This window comes from Glaciecola sp. 1036 (genome assembly GCF_050306235.1).
GTDB lineage: Bacteria > Pseudomonadota > Gammaproteobacteria > Enterobacterales > Alteromonadaceae > Glaciecola.
In genome coordinates this window covers 100,832-117,232 of sequence record NZ_JBLWFH010000011.1, presented here as the reverse complement: position 1 = coordinate 117,232, position 16,401 = coordinate 100,832, and the positions used below count along the sequence as shown (strand labels likewise).

8 protein-coding genes are annotated in these 16,401 nt (G+C 41.7%); 6 read left to right on the top strand and 2 right to left on the bottom strand.

What is annotated here, in order from left to right:
* Window positions 1-28: 28 nt before the first annotated feature.
* Window positions 29-1,954: a sialate O-acetylesterase gene (locus ACNKW3_RS15465; protein ID WP_427400224.1), complete on the top strand. Its 1,926-nt coding sequence runs from the start codon at window positions 29-31 to the stop codon at window positions 1,952-1,954.
* Window positions 1,955-2,228: 274 nt separating this feature from the next.
* Here the strand turns inward: ACNKW3_RS15465 and ACNKW3_RS15460 are convergent, their stop codons facing one another.
* Window positions 2,229-3,257, bottom strand: a complete 1,029-nt coding sequence (locus tag ACNKW3_RS15460; protein ID WP_427400223.1) for a glycoside hydrolase family 43 protein — start codon at window positions 3,255-3,257, stop codon at window positions 2,229-2,231.
* Window positions 3,258-3,280: 23 nt separating this feature from the next.
* Window positions 3,281-4,756: an MFS transporter gene (locus tag ACNKW3_RS15455; protein ID WP_427400222.1), complete on the bottom strand. Its 1,476-nt coding sequence runs from the start codon at window positions 4,754-4,756 to the stop codon at window positions 3,281-3,283.
* Between the two features lie 322 nt (window positions 4,757-5,078).
* On the opposite strand from ACNKW3_RS15455, the gene ACNKW3_RS15450 reads away from it, so the two are divergent.
* The 5 genes from ACNKW3_RS15450 to ACNKW3_RS15430 all read left to right on the top strand — a co-directional run bounded on the left by ACNKW3_RS15450 (window position 5,079) and on the right by ACNKW3_RS15430 (window position 16,400).
* The gene (locus ACNKW3_RS15450; protein ID WP_427400221.1) at window positions 5,079-6,806 is read left to right on the top strand and encodes a glycoside hydrolase family 9 protein; all 1,728 of its coding nucleotides are present in this window, start codon (window positions 5,079-5,081) and stop codon (window positions 6,804-6,806) included.
* Window positions 6,807-6,900: 94 nt separating this feature from the next.
* Window positions 6,901-9,807, top strand: coding sequence for a glycosyl hydrolase 115 family protein (locus tag ACNKW3_RS15445; RefSeq protein ID WP_427400220.1), 2,907 nt, complete (start codon window positions 6,901-6,903; stop codon window positions 9,805-9,807).
* A 357-nt stretch (window positions 9,808-10,164) separates the two neighbouring features.
* On the top strand, window positions 10,165-13,491 hold the full coding sequence (locus tag ACNKW3_RS15440; protein WP_427400219.1) for a TonB-dependent receptor: 3,327 nt from the start codon (window positions 10,165-10,167) through the stop codon (window positions 13,489-13,491).
* A gap of 93 nt (window positions 13,492-13,584) precedes the next feature.
* Window positions 13,585-15,141: a tryptophan halogenase family protein gene (locus tag ACNKW3_RS15435; RefSeq protein WP_427400218.1), complete on the top strand. Its 1,557-nt coding sequence runs from the start codon at window positions 13,585-13,587 to the stop codon at window positions 15,139-15,141.
* Entirely contained in the window at window positions 15,138-16,400 is a 1,263-nt protein-coding gene (locus tag ACNKW3_RS15430) for a hypothetical protein (protein ID WP_427400217.1), read from the top strand. The genes ACNKW3_RS15435 and ACNKW3_RS15430 overlap by 4 nt, the downstream gene beginning before the upstream one ends.
* Window position 16,401 lies beyond the last annotated feature (1 nt).

Here is a 16,401-nt window from a genome sequence, read left to right as displayed (position 1 = left end):
GCTTTTTGCTATCTAAAGGAAAGCGACTATGCAAAAAATCTCATTGTTAGTTTGTTTGTTCATTTTATTTTTTAGCCAACAGAGCCTGGCCTTAAGTCTTCACAAGTTAATAAGCGATGGCGCAGTTATGCAAAGGGGGGTTGAGATTCCGCTGAGTGGTAATTCAGAGCATGCGATTACCGTTTTTTTAGACGGGAATAAAATAGCCAATGCCACGCCTGTTGAGGGCAAATGGTCAGTCATTTTACCACCTCAAAAAGCCGGTGGTCCTCATGTATTAGAAATTCATACCAACCAAGGTGAGCAAATCAAAGTTGAGGATATCTTTTTCGGGGACGTGTTTCTCACATCTGGCCAATCGAATATGGAATTAACCATTGCCAGAACGGAAGAAGCGTTTCCTAAGGATGTTGCATTAGCTAATTATCCCTTAATTCGTGAATTTACAGTGCCTGATAGATACAACTTTAATCATCCGCAAGATGACCTAGAGTCGGGGCATTGGCGTTCTGCGACGCCTGATAATATTCGGCAACTATCCGCTGTTGCTTACTATACTGCACGTCAAATACATCTTCAGGAAGGCGTTCCCATTGGTATAGTCAATGCCTCATTAGGCGGCTCTCCCATAGAAGCTTGGTTAAGCAAAGAAGCACTAAGCAAGTATCCTGAGTGGCTGGAAAAAGTAGAACCATATAAAGACGCAAAATACATTGAACAAATCGAACAAAAAAACAGTGAAAACAATAATTATTGGTATGGGGAATTAAATAAAAGAGACGCAGGGCTGAATGCAAATCCGCAATGGTCAACTGAAGCGCTTGATCACAGTGATTGGCAAGTTATGGAGGTGCCAGGATTTCCTGAGTTAGAGTCTAAAGATGGCAACTTTATTGGGTCTTGGTGGTTAAGGAAAACCATTCAGGTGTCTGAATCTATGGCCGAACAAGACAGTATTTTACGTCTTGGACGTATTATTAATGCAGACGAAACCTATGTTAACGGGAAGAAAGTGGGTAACACAACCTATCAGTACCCGCCGCGTCGCTACAAGGTGCCTGCAGGAACCTTGCATGCGGGAGAAAATACTATCGCCATAAGAGTGATTAACGGTGGTGGTAAGACGCAAATATTAAAAGACAAGCCTTACTACATTGGCAATGATGAGTGGCGCATCAGTTTAAAAGGTCCTTGGCATTATAAACAAGCCTCGACCATGCCGCCGGGGGAATCGACGGTATTTGTAAGATGGCAACCACTGGGGCTTTATAACGCTATGATAGCACCCATCAGTCAATACCCTGTGAAAGGCGCATTTTGGTTTCAAGGAGAATCCAATGTTGGGCGCTACAAAGATTATGGCGACAAACTCACCACCATGATCGCTGACTGGCGTAAAGCTTATAGCAATGCTGAACTGCCTTTCGTCGTTATTCAATTAGCGAACTTTTTAGACCGAGATGACAAACCTCAAGAAAGCGCTTGGGCTGGTATTCGCGCTCAACAAGCCATGGTCAGTGAGCAAGAAAATGTTGGTTTGGCTGTGACAATAGATTTAGGCGAATACAATGATATTCATCCAGTCAACAAACGCACGGTAGGCGAGCGTGCTGCATTGGCAATGCGTAAATTAGTATACAATCCAAACCTGCCGGCTTCCGGACCTGTGGTCAAAGAGGTGACACAACAAAACAATGCTTTACTGGTCAGTTTCTCAGATCCGGCAAATCATTTAGCACTATCTGAATCAGGCCACAACGGGTTTGAATTAGCTGATGAAGACGGAAAGTTCCATTGGGCCAAGGTTGAACTGACTGATCAAGGAATTAAGTTGAGCCATCCAGATATCGTTAAACCAACGGCAGTGCGTTACGCCTGGGCAAATAATCCCGTTGCTGGCTTATACAATTTGTATAACTTACCAGCGGTGCCTTTTGAAAAATCAGTAAACTAAGTTTATTAAAACACCAAAAACCAACCGCTTAAGGTTGGTTTTTTTATGCAAGTTATAAAGGCGCTGTTTAGGTGTTTGCTGGTAAATAATTCGCAGCGTCAACATTAGGATATAAGAAGGCCCCTGATTTGAAAGCTTCGAAATCATGGATGATTTCGCAGAGCGCCCATGGATGGGTTCACAGCATCTTTCAAATCAGGGGCCTTCTTGTATCCTTCACTAGCCAGAATTACCTGCAATCACCTAAACGGCGCCCAACTATGTAGAAACAACCCTAGAGTTCAAATTCTCCGTAGGGTTTAATGGGAATAATAGTGCCATCTTCGTTGTATTGGATTTCCACCATTTTTACCGATCTCAAGTGAGTAATACCACCTGATAAACTGGAATCATGGTAAAACAAATACCACTTACCTTGGTATTCACAAATCGAATGATGGGTAGTCCATCCTAATACAGGTTCTAGTATTTTTCCTGCGTAGGTGAATGGACCATAAGGCGTATCGCCAATGGCGTAACACAAGAAATGCGTGTCACCTGTACTGTAAGAAAAATAATATTTTCCATTATATTTATGCAACCAAGAAGCTTCAAAGAAACGTCTATCATGATCCCCGGCCAATAACGGATTGCCGTCTTGGTCTAAGATTTGTAGCTCTCTGGGCTCCTCAGCAAAAGACAGCATATCGTCGGTTAACTTAGCGGCAATTGGGCCAAGGGCTGGTTCATTGTCAGCAGGCTCACCTAATGAGGCATCGTATTGATTGTTGCGATAGTTTTGTAGCTGGCCGCCCCAAATACCACCAAAATACATGTACGCGGTGCCATCTTCATCAGTAAATACGGCTGGATCAATTGAATAACTTCCCTCGATAGCCGTTGGCTCAGGCGTAAATGGACCCACAGGAGAATCGCCCACAGCAACACCTATTTGGAAAATACCATCGGCTTTCTTGGCTGGGAAATATAAATAATATTTGTCGCCTTTTCGCGCTGCATCTGGGGCCCACATTTGACGTTCGGCCCAAGGCACATCTTTCACATGCAAGGCGACGCCGTTATCGACCGCTGGACTTTCAGGCGAATCTAGACTGATCACGTGATAATCTTCCATACAGAAGTGGTCACCATTATCATTAAAGGGTACGCCGCCTTCAATGTCGTGGGATGGATAAATATAAATTTTTCCATCAAACACGTGCGCAGAAGGGTCCGCGGTATAAATATTGTCAACTAAAGGTTGTGAAATTGCATTTTCACGCAGTTCAGACAATACCTTATTATCGAGTTTTTCTTCAGACATTTAATTCTTTCTCTTCTTTGTTACTAGGCCATAGAAACAGATGCGCCTTGCGCTCTTCTTTCAGCTAAATCAGATTCGATTGTATTTTCCATGGATTTATTTATTTTATAGGCAAACAAGCAAGCGCATGCGATTAAAAATGGTATTGCCGCATAAACACTTACCGCTAATTTAATGCCATTTACCGTTTCAGCGGATTGGGTAACCAAATCAGGGTTGTAGCTAACGCTATCCAAAATACCTGTTACTAAGGCTGAACCTAGGGTTAGTCCAACTTTGAGCCCCATGATCATGGCTGAAAATATAATCGCAGTAGCGCGGCGATTGGTTTTCCATTCTGAAAAATCTGCTACATCGGCAATCATCGCCCATAACAATGGTGTACTGATACCGTAGAAAAAACCGTGCAAAATTTGCGACGTGAACATGGTGCCAATAGCGTCTTTTGGGTAAAAGTAAAAAGCCAATATAAAAATCGTAGAAACAAATAATGAAAGCCCAAACACATTTCTTTTTCCAAACTTATCAGCAAGTGATTTGGAGAAAAATATTCCGATAATCATGAAGATTATGCCACTCGCATTAAACAGTGAAAATGCTGAGGTTGCAGGATCATCTGGCCAGAAAAAGTTAGGGAAGTAATTTTGAACGCCTGCAATAAAGCTATTAAATCCTATGGCCTCTAAAAAACTGACCATTTCAGCTTTATCAGCGTAATCTTTAAAGTAGTACACATAGGTGCCACCTTTAAGGGCAAGTGTAATAAACACCAAAACGGTAACCACTAGCATGATGATCCAAGGAACATTGGTCACCAAGTCCTGTAAATCTTCTTTTATTGTGCTGGCTTTTTCAGATACAGGTAGTACTCGTTCTTTTGTGGTTAAAAAAGTAATAATGAAACAAACCGTACCTATGATAGCGAGATAGGTCATTACAATTTCAAAACCCGCGGCTTTATCCCCATCACCCGCAACCAATACTAAGGGTAATAACAAGGCTTGAATGATAAATTGCGCTATCATAACCGCCACAAAACGGTAAGAAGACATGCTGTTACGGTCTTTCATTTTGCCAGTAATTACGCCACTTAAGGCTGCGTAGGGAAGATTGTTGGCAGAATATACAAACAATAAGAGCAAGTAGGTGACAAAGGCATAGATTACCTTACCATCGGTATCAAAATCCGGCGTAGTAAAAGCAAGCAAAGACAACACACCAAAGGGCACTGACGTCCATAAAATCCATGGGCGAAATTTACCCCAGCGGGTTTTGGTTCGGTCCGCTAAAATCCCGATTATTGGATTAAAAGCAAAAGCGCCCAATAAGCCGCATATAAAAATAATACTGGTGGCTGAACTCGTAGGAATTCGAAACACATCGGTATAATAAAAAGCAATAAAGGTGACCAAGGTTTGGAATACCAAATTAGCCGCGAAGTCACCAAGGCTATAGCCTACCTTTTCTAGCACTGAAAGTTGTTGATTATTATTTTCCATGAAGGCTTCTTTTTTTACATCTTATTCACAGGTGGTCATTGTAAAGAAAATTACTTTTCAAGTTATTGTGATTTTACTTTTCATATTTATTGTTTTTTGCCTGTGTTTCAACAAATAAACAAAATTTCTAAAAACGAAGTGTTTTGTAGACAAGATTTCTAATTTTTCGACCACTTCGGTGCAAAGTTGGATTAATGATAAAGAAAAAAACGCAATCTTATAAATGTGTTTTCATAATCAGGATAAGTTGAAGATAACGCCGGATTAGAATCTAATACAGCAAAAGATTTACACAGTATTAACAAGTTTAAGGCGGGAACAGATGTCGAAAGGCCTAGTAATATGTATTTTTTCATTCGCATTATTAAGCTGCGGTTCAGCTGATAATGCTCAAGATTCCCCTAATGCGATTAGCGGCCAAAAAATAAAAAAATCGGATGGAGAGCAAACTAAGATACTAGTAAATCAAATCGGATTTTTGCCACAACAACATAAATTAGCCGTTATAAAAAGCGAACAATCGCAAAAATTCAGCGTTATCAATGCAGATACTCGAGAAGTTGTGTTTGAAGGCACAAGCAGTGCACCTAAACTCTGGCCCTACTCAGATGAAATAGTCAGTATTGCTGATTTTTCGGAAGTATCTGTCGCAGGGAATTACTTAATCACAGTAAACAATGAGGTAAGTTCGGTAACCTTTGGGATTGAAGAAGAGGTTTATTCAGATATACATGATGCGGGAATAAAAGCTTATTATTTTAACCGTGCAGGCATGGCTTTGGATAAATCCTACGCTGGGAAATGGCAAAGATCTGCTGGTCATCCTGATACCCAAGTAATGGTGCATTCTTCAGCTGCAACCAAAGAGCGACCGGAAGGTACAGTACTGAGTTCCCCCAAAGGTTGGTATGACGCAGGTGATTACAACAAATACATTGTTAATTCGGGCATCACTACCTATACCTTAATGCGCGCCTATATTGATAATCAAAACTTCTATCAAAATAGAGATTTTAATATTCCTGAGTCAGGAGACCAAACACCTGATTTATTAGATGAAATCCTGTGGAATCTCGATTGGATGGCGACTATGCAGGATACCGATGGTGGGGTTTATCATAAACTGACGACATTGCGGTTTTCTCCAGCAGACATGCCAGAAGATACCACAAAGCAACGTTATGTAGTGGCTAAAGGGACTTCGGCTAGCTTGAATTTTGCAGCTGTTTTATCCGTTGCTAGTCGCGTATTTCCAGAAAAGCGTGAGCAGTATTTGCAACAAGCGAGACATGCTTGGCAATGGGCGCTAGCCAACCCTGATGTAAAATTCAAGAATCCGTCAGATGTAAGTACAGGGGAGTACGGCGATAAAACTCTCACCGATGAGTTTGCCTGGGCAGCGGCAGAACTTTTTATTAGCACAGGTGAAGATGAGTATTGGCAAGCTTTTAATCAATATAAAACTAAACTTGCGACGCCTTCATGGTCAAATACCTCTCTCCTTGGATACTTTTCGATATTAGCGGACCAACCAAAAGCACTCGCCGATGCGGACTACCAACTAGTGCAAAACGAATTTTTGTCATTTGCAAAGAGTATAAAAGAAGAAGATCAAGCATCGGCTTATCGAGTGGCAATGAATAAAAAAGACTTTGTTTGGGGCAGCAATGCTGTGGCCTTGAACAAAGCCAGTGTGCTTTGGCATGCATGGCGGTTAACCGATGATACTGGGTACAAAGATGCTGCGTTAAACTTGGTGGATTATGTTTTGGGGCGAAATCCTGTGGATATTACTTATATCACCGGGTTTGGCTCGCGTTCTCCAATGCATATTCACCATCGTCCTTCACAAGCTGATGGTATAGAGGATCCTATTCCTGGTTTTGTCGCAGGTGGCGCGCATAGCGGGCAACAAGACAAATGTTCATATCCCAGTAAGTTACCCGCACTTTCATATTCAGATACTTGGTGCAGTTACGCATCAAATGAAATAGCCATAAATTGGAATGCGCCTTTCGTTTATATGATGTCCTCAATTTTGGCTGACTAGTTCATAAGTCACTATATTTAAGAAGCTGAGAAGCGATAGCCTCTCAGTTTCAAATTCATAAACTCAATTTAACGCTAGTTTTAGGGAAAACATTATGCGCCGCTTATTCATCACACTGGCTTGTATTTTGAGCTTTCAGGTGTCTGCGAACTATTTAGTTGAAACATCTTCTATACAGGATTTTCCGTTAGTTACTCAGCAAAAGGTTGCCCCTATCGTCTTAGAATCTTCTGCTGAAAAAGGTGTCTTGCGTGCGGTCGAAAATTTACGTAGTGACATTGCGGCTGTCACTGGGCAGGTTGCAAAGATCTACAATGAATTACCGGCCAATGCTGATGCCATAGTGCTTATTGGTCAGTTAGGAAAAAGTGATTTGATCCAACAATTGATCGATCAAGGAAAGTTAGATGTGCACGCGATACAAGGGAAATGGGATGGTTATCATATTCAGCATTTAAGATCGCCTTTTAAAGGCATCGATAACGCTTGGGTTATAGTGGGTAATGATAAACGCGGTGCAATATATGGGACATATGATTTAAGCCAAACGATAGGGGTAAGTCCTTGGTACTGGTGGGCAGACGTACCGGTTAAGAAAAAAACTGAGCTGTATTTAAGCGCAAATACTCGGATTGCAGATTATCCGAAAGTAAAATATCGCGGCATCTTTCTTAACGATGAAGCGCCTGCATTGACAGGTTGGAGTACAGAAAAATTTGGTGGCTATAATGCGGAATTTTATCAACATGTGTTTGAGTTGCTACTTAGATTAAAAGCGAACTTTTTATGGCCAGCGATGTGGAACAATGCCTTTGCTGACGATGATCCGCAAAATATTATTTTAGCCAATGAAATGGGCATAGTAATGAGCACCTCCCACCATGAACCTATGATGCGAGCTGACAAAGAATGGAATCGATATGGCAAAGGTCCTTGGGAATATTCAACTAACCCCAAAAACTTATATGACTTTTGGCTACAAGGTGCTAAACGACATAAAAATTTAGAAAGTATTTTCACCTTAGGAATGCGCGGTCAAGAAGATACGCCAATGAGTGAAGGTGAAAATATAGGTTTACTCGAGCGAGTTGTAGAAGACCAGCGCCAAATTCTTAAAGATACGTTTGGTCAAGATAAAATCGAAGATATCCCGCAAGTTTGGGCATTGTACAAAGAAGTACAAAGCTTTTATGAAAAAGGCATGCGAGTGCCAGATGACGTTACTTTATTATGGGCTGACGACAATTTTGGTAATGTGCGTAGATTGCCGACCAAAGGTGAGCGTAATCGCAAAGGTGGCGCAGGTGTTTATTATCACTTTGACTATGTAGGTGGGCCACGTTCTTATCGCTGGATCAATACAGTTCCCTTAGCAAAAATATGGGAACAAATGGATCTATCTTACAGATACGGTGCCGATCGCATTTGGATAACCAACGTGGGTGACCTTAAACCTATGGAGTTACCCATTTCATTTTTCTTGAAAATGGCCTGGGATCCAACAGACATGGACGCCAACAGTAGTTATGAATTTACTCGCGAGTGGGCAGCAGAACAATTTGGCGGTGACTATGCTAGTGGTATAGCAGAATTGTTGGCTCTCTATACTCAACACAATGGGCGACGCAAACCTGAAGCAATTTCACCAGAAACCTACAGCATTTCTCATTACGATGAGGCAAAAAATGTCTCTGACGTTTTAACCGAGGCAGTGAAGGATTCTTATGATATAAAATCAAAACTACCGAAAGATTACCATGATGCTTATTTTCAATTAGTGGGCTACCCGCTTAAAGCATCACGGGTAATCTTTGAATTGAATTACAATCAAGCGCTAAATCAAAGGTATGGAAAACAAAATCGCATCAGCACCAATAAGTATGCCGATGCAGTGAATTATTGGTTTGCACAAGACCAAGTACTGACCGATGAATATCATAACTTGAAGGATGGCAAGTGGAATCGAATGATGAGTCAGTCCCGCATTGGTTATGTGTACTGGAACAATCCGCCAGCCAATATACCTCCGACAGTTGTTCGTCATACTGCTGCTGAGCCTGCAGTTGCCAACATGGGCGTTGCGCTATCTTCAAGTGATAGTTTTTGGCCAGCAGGGGGGCAATTAGTGCTTGATAGCTTTTACCAACATGGAGAACCTGAAAAAACAGTTTCGGTTTTTAATCGTCAAGCTAAACCCTTTGATTATTCTGTTACGGCCTCAGACGATTGGGTTCAGCTTTCATCTACTAAAGGTACTGTTGAGGATGAAATTACCCTAGGCATAAGTATCGATTGGTCAAAACTGTCAGCAGGCACTCATAAAGCTAACGTATTGATAAAAGGTACCGGTTGGGGTGGCGCTCGAGTATATGTAGAAGCAGTCAAACTAGCGCAAACGCCTAAGGGGTTTGCAGAAGCTGACGGCTATATTTCCCTCGATCCAGCCAAGGCACAAATGAAAAACAATACAAAAGAAGTGAAATGGCAGGTAATTCCTGGCCATGGTCGCTTTGGTTCTTCGGTAGCGGGAATTTTACCTCCTTATACGCAGCATTCTGATTGGGAAACGGCCCCCACGTTGCATTTCGATACTTGGTTAATTGAAGCGGGAGAATATGAAGTCCATATCGACGTGGCACCAACGTTAGAGTTTGCACCAGATGCTACAATGGAGTTTGGAATAGGTGTCGACGGGAATCCACCAAAATATCTAGATGCGGGATTGATGACGGATGCTAAGGTCGCAGAATTGCGTCGAAAAGCGAAGTCAGGGGATAAAGAGGCAGTTCATAGTCTGGAGATGAGCTCAGCTTCCTGGGGGGCAAATGTACTTGATGGTATTCGTAGGGTTAAAACCAAGATTTCGATTGCCCAAGGTGGTGCTAACAGTTTGCAATTGTACTTAAAAGATCCTGGCGTCGTAGTGCAGAAAATCGTGATTTACACTTCAGACTACAAACCGAGTTATTTGGGGCCAGAATTTACTCAATATCTAGAATAATTGTATGATAAATTGTTAATTAATTGAAAATTAACACTTGCCCAATTTTATCAAAACAAAATCATTGAAGTATTGATATTTAAGGGATTTAGACTTTACTAATACTAAAGTCGGGTTAAATAATTAACACGTTGATTGTTAAATGTTACAAAAATGTTGCGATATATGGTTTCTGAATTGTGATATTTCCAATGTCAATTGACCGCAAGATATCTCTAACGCATTATCAGCATCGAGGAAACATGGTCAAATGGAGTAATTGTAATACTTTAAAGGCCACACAAAGGGGAAGCTGGCAATTACTTTTTTAAGTAAAAGGGTCACCAGTAAAGCCGTATCATAAATGGGAGCACACAAATGGTGGTTAGCACACGACAACACCAACGAAAAAACCGCATGTTCAATAAGTCGGTAATGGCGGTAGCGCTTATTTCCGCAATGCACACAGCCTATGCACAAGAAACCGAAACTGAAGAAGAGGCCAATGAAGAGGAGTTGGTTGAACAAATTGAGGTTAGAGGCACAAGAGCAAACTTATTAAATGCACAGAATTTAAAACGTAATTCAGAAACCGTAGTAGATTCTATTACAGCATCTGACATTGGCGTTTTACCGGATCGAAGCGTATTAGAAGCTATTCAACGTATACCAGGTGTATCGGTTGAGAGATTTGCAGGTCCAGATGACCCTGATCACTTCAGTGTAGAAGGAAGTGGCGCAATCATTCGAGGTATGACACAAACTCGAAGTGAATTTAACGGCCGTGATTCATTTACTGCAAATAGCGGGCGCGGACTATCTTTCCAAGACGTTTCACCTGAATTAATGGGTGGGGTAGACGTTTATAAAAACCAGACCGCTGACATGATTGAAGGTGGTATTGGCGGTACTGTTAATCTAAGAACTCGTAAGCCTTTTGATTCTCAAGATCGCGTTTTTGCCATTGGTGGAGACTGGTCATACGGGGATATCGCCGAAAAAGGTAGCCCGACGTTTTCTGCTGTTTATAGCGATCGATTTGAACTAGATACTGGTGGTGAAATTGGTTTCTTGGTCAACTATGCTAATTCACAACTTTACGGACAATCACACGGTATTCAGTCTGACGCTTACGTGCAATTTTACGCGCGAGATTTAGCTGGAGCTGAAGAGTTTGTTGGTGAGGATGGCAACGGTACAGTATGGATGCCAAATGCTTCCAACTTATTAAGCAAGTTTGATGATCGAAAACGTGAAGGTTTTGCAACGTCTTTACAATTTGAAAATGAAGACGAAACCTTATTAGGTACCTTTAATTACATTCGTTCTGATGCAAAGCTATCTTGGCATGAACAAGCTGTTAAATATCAAGGTGGTTACTACAACATCGATGCTAGACGAACTCGTGCTTTAGAAGGCACAGAGTTTGAATTTGACGATCAAGGGTTATTTGAATCAGGAACCTTGACGCAAGGTGTTGATGGCTGGCGAGCAGCTGATGGAAACAATGATCGTATTATTCGTTCATGGGAAGCCGGTGGTCGCCCACAATTTGGTTATCCAACTCAGTTTGACAGCCGTGTGAAAGATACTGAAACCCTAGTGGAAGACTTCTCTTTCAATTTACGTTGGTTGGCAACTGATAGTCTTGAATTAACCGGTGATATTCAATACGTTAAAGCCGAAACTGCTGATAATGATATGACTGTTCACACTGCAGCATTTGCTGGTCAAGCTTACGATATTACGGGTAGTACGCCAACAGTCGCCTTATTAGAACCTTATTTCGGTTATAGAGACGCTAACCCTGATGTTTATGCTGGTGGTGTTTACCCTGGCTTTACTGGGGATCCAGCAGGGGATACTAATTACTTCCAAGACCCAACCTCCTATTTCTTAAGAAGTGCTATGGAGCACTATGAGAGATCTGAAGGTGACTCGATTGCGGTGCGTTTTGATGGTAAATACTTCTTAGAAGATGCAGGTATCTTTACCTCAGTTCAAGCCGGTGTGCGATATGCGAAGCGTGAACAAACGGTGCGTTCAACGAGTTGGAACTGGGGGGCATTAGGTCCAGAATTTTCTGGTTCAGCTCCAGCGGCTTGGTTAGATACTATCCCTGACGCGGCAGAAAATTTTGAATTGGTTGATTGGTCTGATTTTCATGGCGGCGGTGTTGCCAACATTCCTGGCGGCCAGACAATCCATGCAACTGAAGATTACGTTCGTGAAATAATGTATGGCGCTATGCCTTATATGACCGCTGGTGGCGATTGGACGCGTTATACGCAAAGAACGCAGTTTCCATTAGATGATGAATTTGGAATTTTTGAGCCAAACGAAATTACGGATATTACTGAAACTAACAAAGCGATTTACCTAAGACTTAACTTTGAAGGTGATGGCGACCTACGTTATAGCGGTAACTTTGGTCTACGTTACGTGCAACTTGACCGTGAATCTTATGGTTTCGTAAATTACCCTGATTTAGTACCAGATTACTTGCCGCCAGAGAACTTGCAAGGAAATCCACTAACACCTGAATTAGTATCTGCCTGGGTAAACGACCAAGTGGCTGCTGGCAATTACGCTGATTTTGCCGCCGCAATACAAGATGAAGCAAATCGATGGATCGGCGATCCACTTAACTATATCAGCAACGCTAGCCGCGCGTTTGGTAATGACTCAGCTTCTGCTTTGGCTGCTGAGCCTAGTTTTAATATGCTACTTCCAAGCTTTAATATCAAAGTCGAATTAACAGATGATGTTCTTTTCAGATTTGCATTATCAAAAGCGGTGGCATTACCCGATATTTCGGCTGTTCGAAATACGGCGTCATTAGGCAACGAATCTGTGCAAACCATTCGTCCTGTGAATCCGGATCCATCAGTTGAGCCGCCTCCCGAAGATAATTTAATTCAGCGTGCATACGTTCCAGCGTTTACCGGAAGTGGTGGTAACCCATTCCTTGAACCTATGGAAGCATGGCAATATGATGTTGCGGTGGAATGGTATTTTGCTGATGTAGGTCAGTTGAGTGCAACCTTGTTCCACAAAGATTTGAAAAACTACTTTGTGCAAGGCGCGTATCCTCGCTCATATACCAATCCTTCTACAGGTGAAACACAAACGGTATTGTTGACTACAACTACCAATGGTGGGGATGGTAAAATGGATGGCTTAGAGCTCAAATATCAACAGTTCTTTGACTTTTTACCAGAACCCTGGGATGGTTTGGGCTTAGAGTCTTCATTTACCTACATTGATGCTGGTGGCGTGCCTAACAACGAAGTCGATGTTGAAGATGAATCTTGGCAGGGGGATGATTTTGAAGATACTGGTATTCGAGTATCTTTGGATAACATTCCACTTCAAGGGCAATCAAAACGTACATTCAATTTAGTCGGTATGTATGAAAAGAATGGCTGGAGTGCACGTTTGGCATATAACTGGCGTAGTCGTTACCTCTTGACCACGCGAGATGTTATATCCAAAGCACCTTTATGGTATGACGATCATGGTCAATTAGATGGCTCTATCTTCTATAACGTTAATGATAATTTCACTGTTGGTTTGCAAGGTACAAACTTGACTAACTCTCAGTCTGAAACCATCATGCAATTGAACAATGAGGGTCAAGAGGCTGGACGTAGTTGGTTTGTTTCTGACCGCCGCGTTGCATTCGTTGTAAGAGCGAATTTCTAGGGGGAAGCAAACGCAACCTCTGGTTACTAAACTAAAACTTGCCCGATACATTCGGGCAAGTTCGTTTTATGAGACAAGGAATTTTGTAAATTGATGAAACAGCAGCATGTGGTCATTCTTGGTGCTGGTACCGCGGGTTGGATGACAGCCGCAGCATTGTCACGCTTTTTGCCGCAACATGCGTTTAAAATCACCTTAATTGCTTCAACAGATATAGGCACTGTCGGTGTCGGTGAGGCAACTATTCCGCATATACGACATTTTAATCAATTGCTAGGCATTGACGAAAATACCTTCATGCAAGCGGTTGGTGCTACATACAAACTCGCGATTCGGTTTAAAGATTGGGGATATAAAGGTGCAGATTATTGCCATGGTTTTGGCTACAGTGGGCAACCCATCAATGACATAGAATTTCATCAATATTATCTTTACGCCAAACAACATGCTGGCCTAGATGAAAAAGACTTTTTTGAAGATTTTGATAAATTTAATCCTGCAGCCTTAGCGGCAAAACAGCACAGATTTGCTTATCCAGTGGCAGACAGTAAGTCGCCTTTATCACAATATGGCTATGCATTTCATTTAGATGCGAGTCAATACGCAGATTACCTAAGAAAATACAGTGTAGACCGCGGTGTCGAACATCTGGATGCAAAGGTAGATGATGTTATTCTGGCAGATAGCGGCGATATCGAAGCTCTAACATTATCAGACGGTAGAAAAATCAGCGGAGATTTGTTTGTCGATTGCAGTGGTTTTAGAGGCCGGTTAATAGCCCAAGTGTTAGAGGTAGGTTACGAAAACTGGCAACATTGGTTACCCTGTGACAGCGCCCAAGCTGTACCTTCAGACCCAATTCAGAACCCACCGAGTTATACCTTATCCCAAGCGCATGAAGCTGGATGGCGATGGCAAATTCCACTTCAGCATAGAACAGGTAATGGCATCGTTTACGCTAAGTCGCATATGAGTGATGATCAGGCTACTTCATTGTTATTATCTGCCCTAGGTGATCAAGCGTTAGCAAACCCTTCGCAAATTCGTTTTATCACGGGTAAGCGAGAAAAAAGTTGGGCCAAAAATTGTGTCGCCATAGGGTTATCGAGTGGATTTTTGGAGCCCCTTGAATCAACTAGTTTATATTTAATTCAGGTAGCCATTGAAAAGCTAATTGAATACTTTCCTGTTTCGGGTCAATCTAAAGTGTTGAGGGACAACTTCAATAAAGTAATTGATACTGAATATGAGCGTATTCGGGATTTTTTGATTTTTCACTACCATCAAAATTCTCGCCCAGAAGCCTTCTGGCAAGCTTGTGCTCAAATGGAAATCCCCCTGAGTTTGCAACAGAGGATTGAACAGTTTACCCAAAACGGTCATTTTCAGGCTTACCGACAGGGTTTATTTATGCCAGTATCTTGGACCGCTTTATCGTTAGGACAAGGTTTGGAACCGGTGCATATAGATCCTCGACTGGTAAAAATTGACGCAAAAGCAGTGTCTAGTCAACTAATCCATTATCAACGTCATATGGCGACCTTAATTGAAAAGCTACCCTCGCATAGTAGCGCAATTCAAGCTAGCAAGAGTGGAGCAGCTCATTATCCGCCGACTAGCTTGAGTCTTTATGGGGCTTACCAACTATGAGTATTCGACACATAGGCGTAGTAGGCGATCCACTGGACATTCATTTATTACTTGTGATGCTAGTTGGTCAAACTTTACCTTATGGGATCAACTTCAGTTTACTTGCATCTCAAATGTCTGAAGATTCCAATGATCTGATCGAGTTTGGAGAGGAGTTTTTGGATATCTGCCAATTATTGAAGGTGAATCCTATTCAACTTGCGCAAAGTGCTCAGGGGACTTTTACCTATGGTGTTAATTGTGATTGGTTGGCGGGAACCGGATTTATAGGTGCAGCTCAATGGGGACTAAATGCAAATCAAAGTGAATTTGAGCATGGTGTTTTTAATAGCTTAAAAATAGACCCCACTACATCCGTTAGTGATTTTAGTATTGCAGGGAAAGCCAATCAGCTTAAACGCTTTGCTATTCCGGCAAAAGAGCAGGCGCAATGGCAACAGGGGATGCTGTTTGGCGTGGTATTTAAGCGTGCAAACTTACTGACTTCACTTAAAAAAATAATGCAAAGTTTGCCGCAAAATCAAGTGCGAATATTCGATGAAGTCAGTGATCTAGATGAAATCCAAAATAAACATAAAGACGTTGATTTTTGGATCCATGTGAATGAAATAGCCGCTTCCTCAAAGACTAGTCATCAACAATCAAACCTAGACTTTGATTCCATTGATAACCGATTGAGTAGGCAAGATGCAGCTATTACTAAGTACATCCACAACGGTTATGCCTATCAAAAAGTAGCCTTTGCAGATGTGAAACAAGCATCACCTAAAGCAAGATTAGACGACAAACATTTAACTATCTATCTCCCCACATTAGCGCCAGTGATTACCAATATTCACTTCTTGTTTTGGGTAGCTGAGCAATTATTAAAACATTGGCCAGCAGTTATGCCTTCAGATTCTATTGCTGACTCCTTTAACCACGGGGTTAAGGTGTTTTCAGAGGAAATTTATAAATTTAATCAAGTGCTTTTCAATGGAATTGAGGGAATAAATGTCGCAGAATTGTTTGCAGAATGTGGACGTTTACCACCAATGGCAACCGATGCAGTATCGAAATGGCAATGGTATTGTTTGTTATGTGGGAATGCAGTGAAGCCTAAGCATATAAGCGTTGCTTTATCTAATACATCAACAACTGAATTACATAATATTGTGCAACAAGTCGCAAAGCACATTGAAAAGGTAGCGAGTCAGATGCCCAATTACAATGCTTTTTATCAAGAGTTTAGTCGCCCCAATATGAGTTCACGGAGCTAAG

What these genes read in the sequence shown, in the direction of transcription:
- ACNKW3_RS15435 (WP_427400218.1), top strand. Translation starts at nt 13,585, where the DNA reads ATGAAACAGCAGCATGTGGTCATTCTTGGTGCTGGTACCGCGGGTTGG.
- ACNKW3_RS15440 (WP_427400219.1), top strand. Translation starts at nt 10,165, where the DNA reads ATGGTGGTTAGCACACGACAACACCAACGAAAAAACCGCATGTTCAAT.
- ACNKW3_RS15465 (WP_427400224.1), top strand. Translation starts at nt 29, where the DNA reads ATGCAAAAAATCTCATTGTTAGTTTGTTTGTTCATTTTATTTTTTAGC.
- ACNKW3_RS15455 (WP_427400222.1), bottom strand. Translation starts at nt 4,756, where the DNA reads ATGGAAAATAATAATCAACAACTTTCAGTGCTAGAAAAGGTAGGCTAT.
- ACNKW3_RS15430 (WP_427400217.1), top strand. Translation starts at nt 15,138, where the DNA reads ATGAGTATTCGACACATAGGCGTAGTAGGCGATCCACTGGACATTCAT.
- ACNKW3_RS15460 (WP_427400223.1), bottom strand. Translation starts at nt 3,257, where the DNA reads ATGTCTGAAGAAAAACTCGATAATAAGGTATTGTCTGAACTGCGTGAA.
- ACNKW3_RS15450 (WP_427400221.1), top strand. Translation starts at nt 5,079, where the DNA reads ATGTCGAAAGGCCTAGTAATATGTATTTTTTCATTCGCATTATTAAGC.
- ACNKW3_RS15445 (WP_427400220.1), top strand. Translation starts at nt 6,901, where the DNA reads ATGCGCCGCTTATTCATCACACTGGCTTGTATTTTGAGCTTTCAGGTG.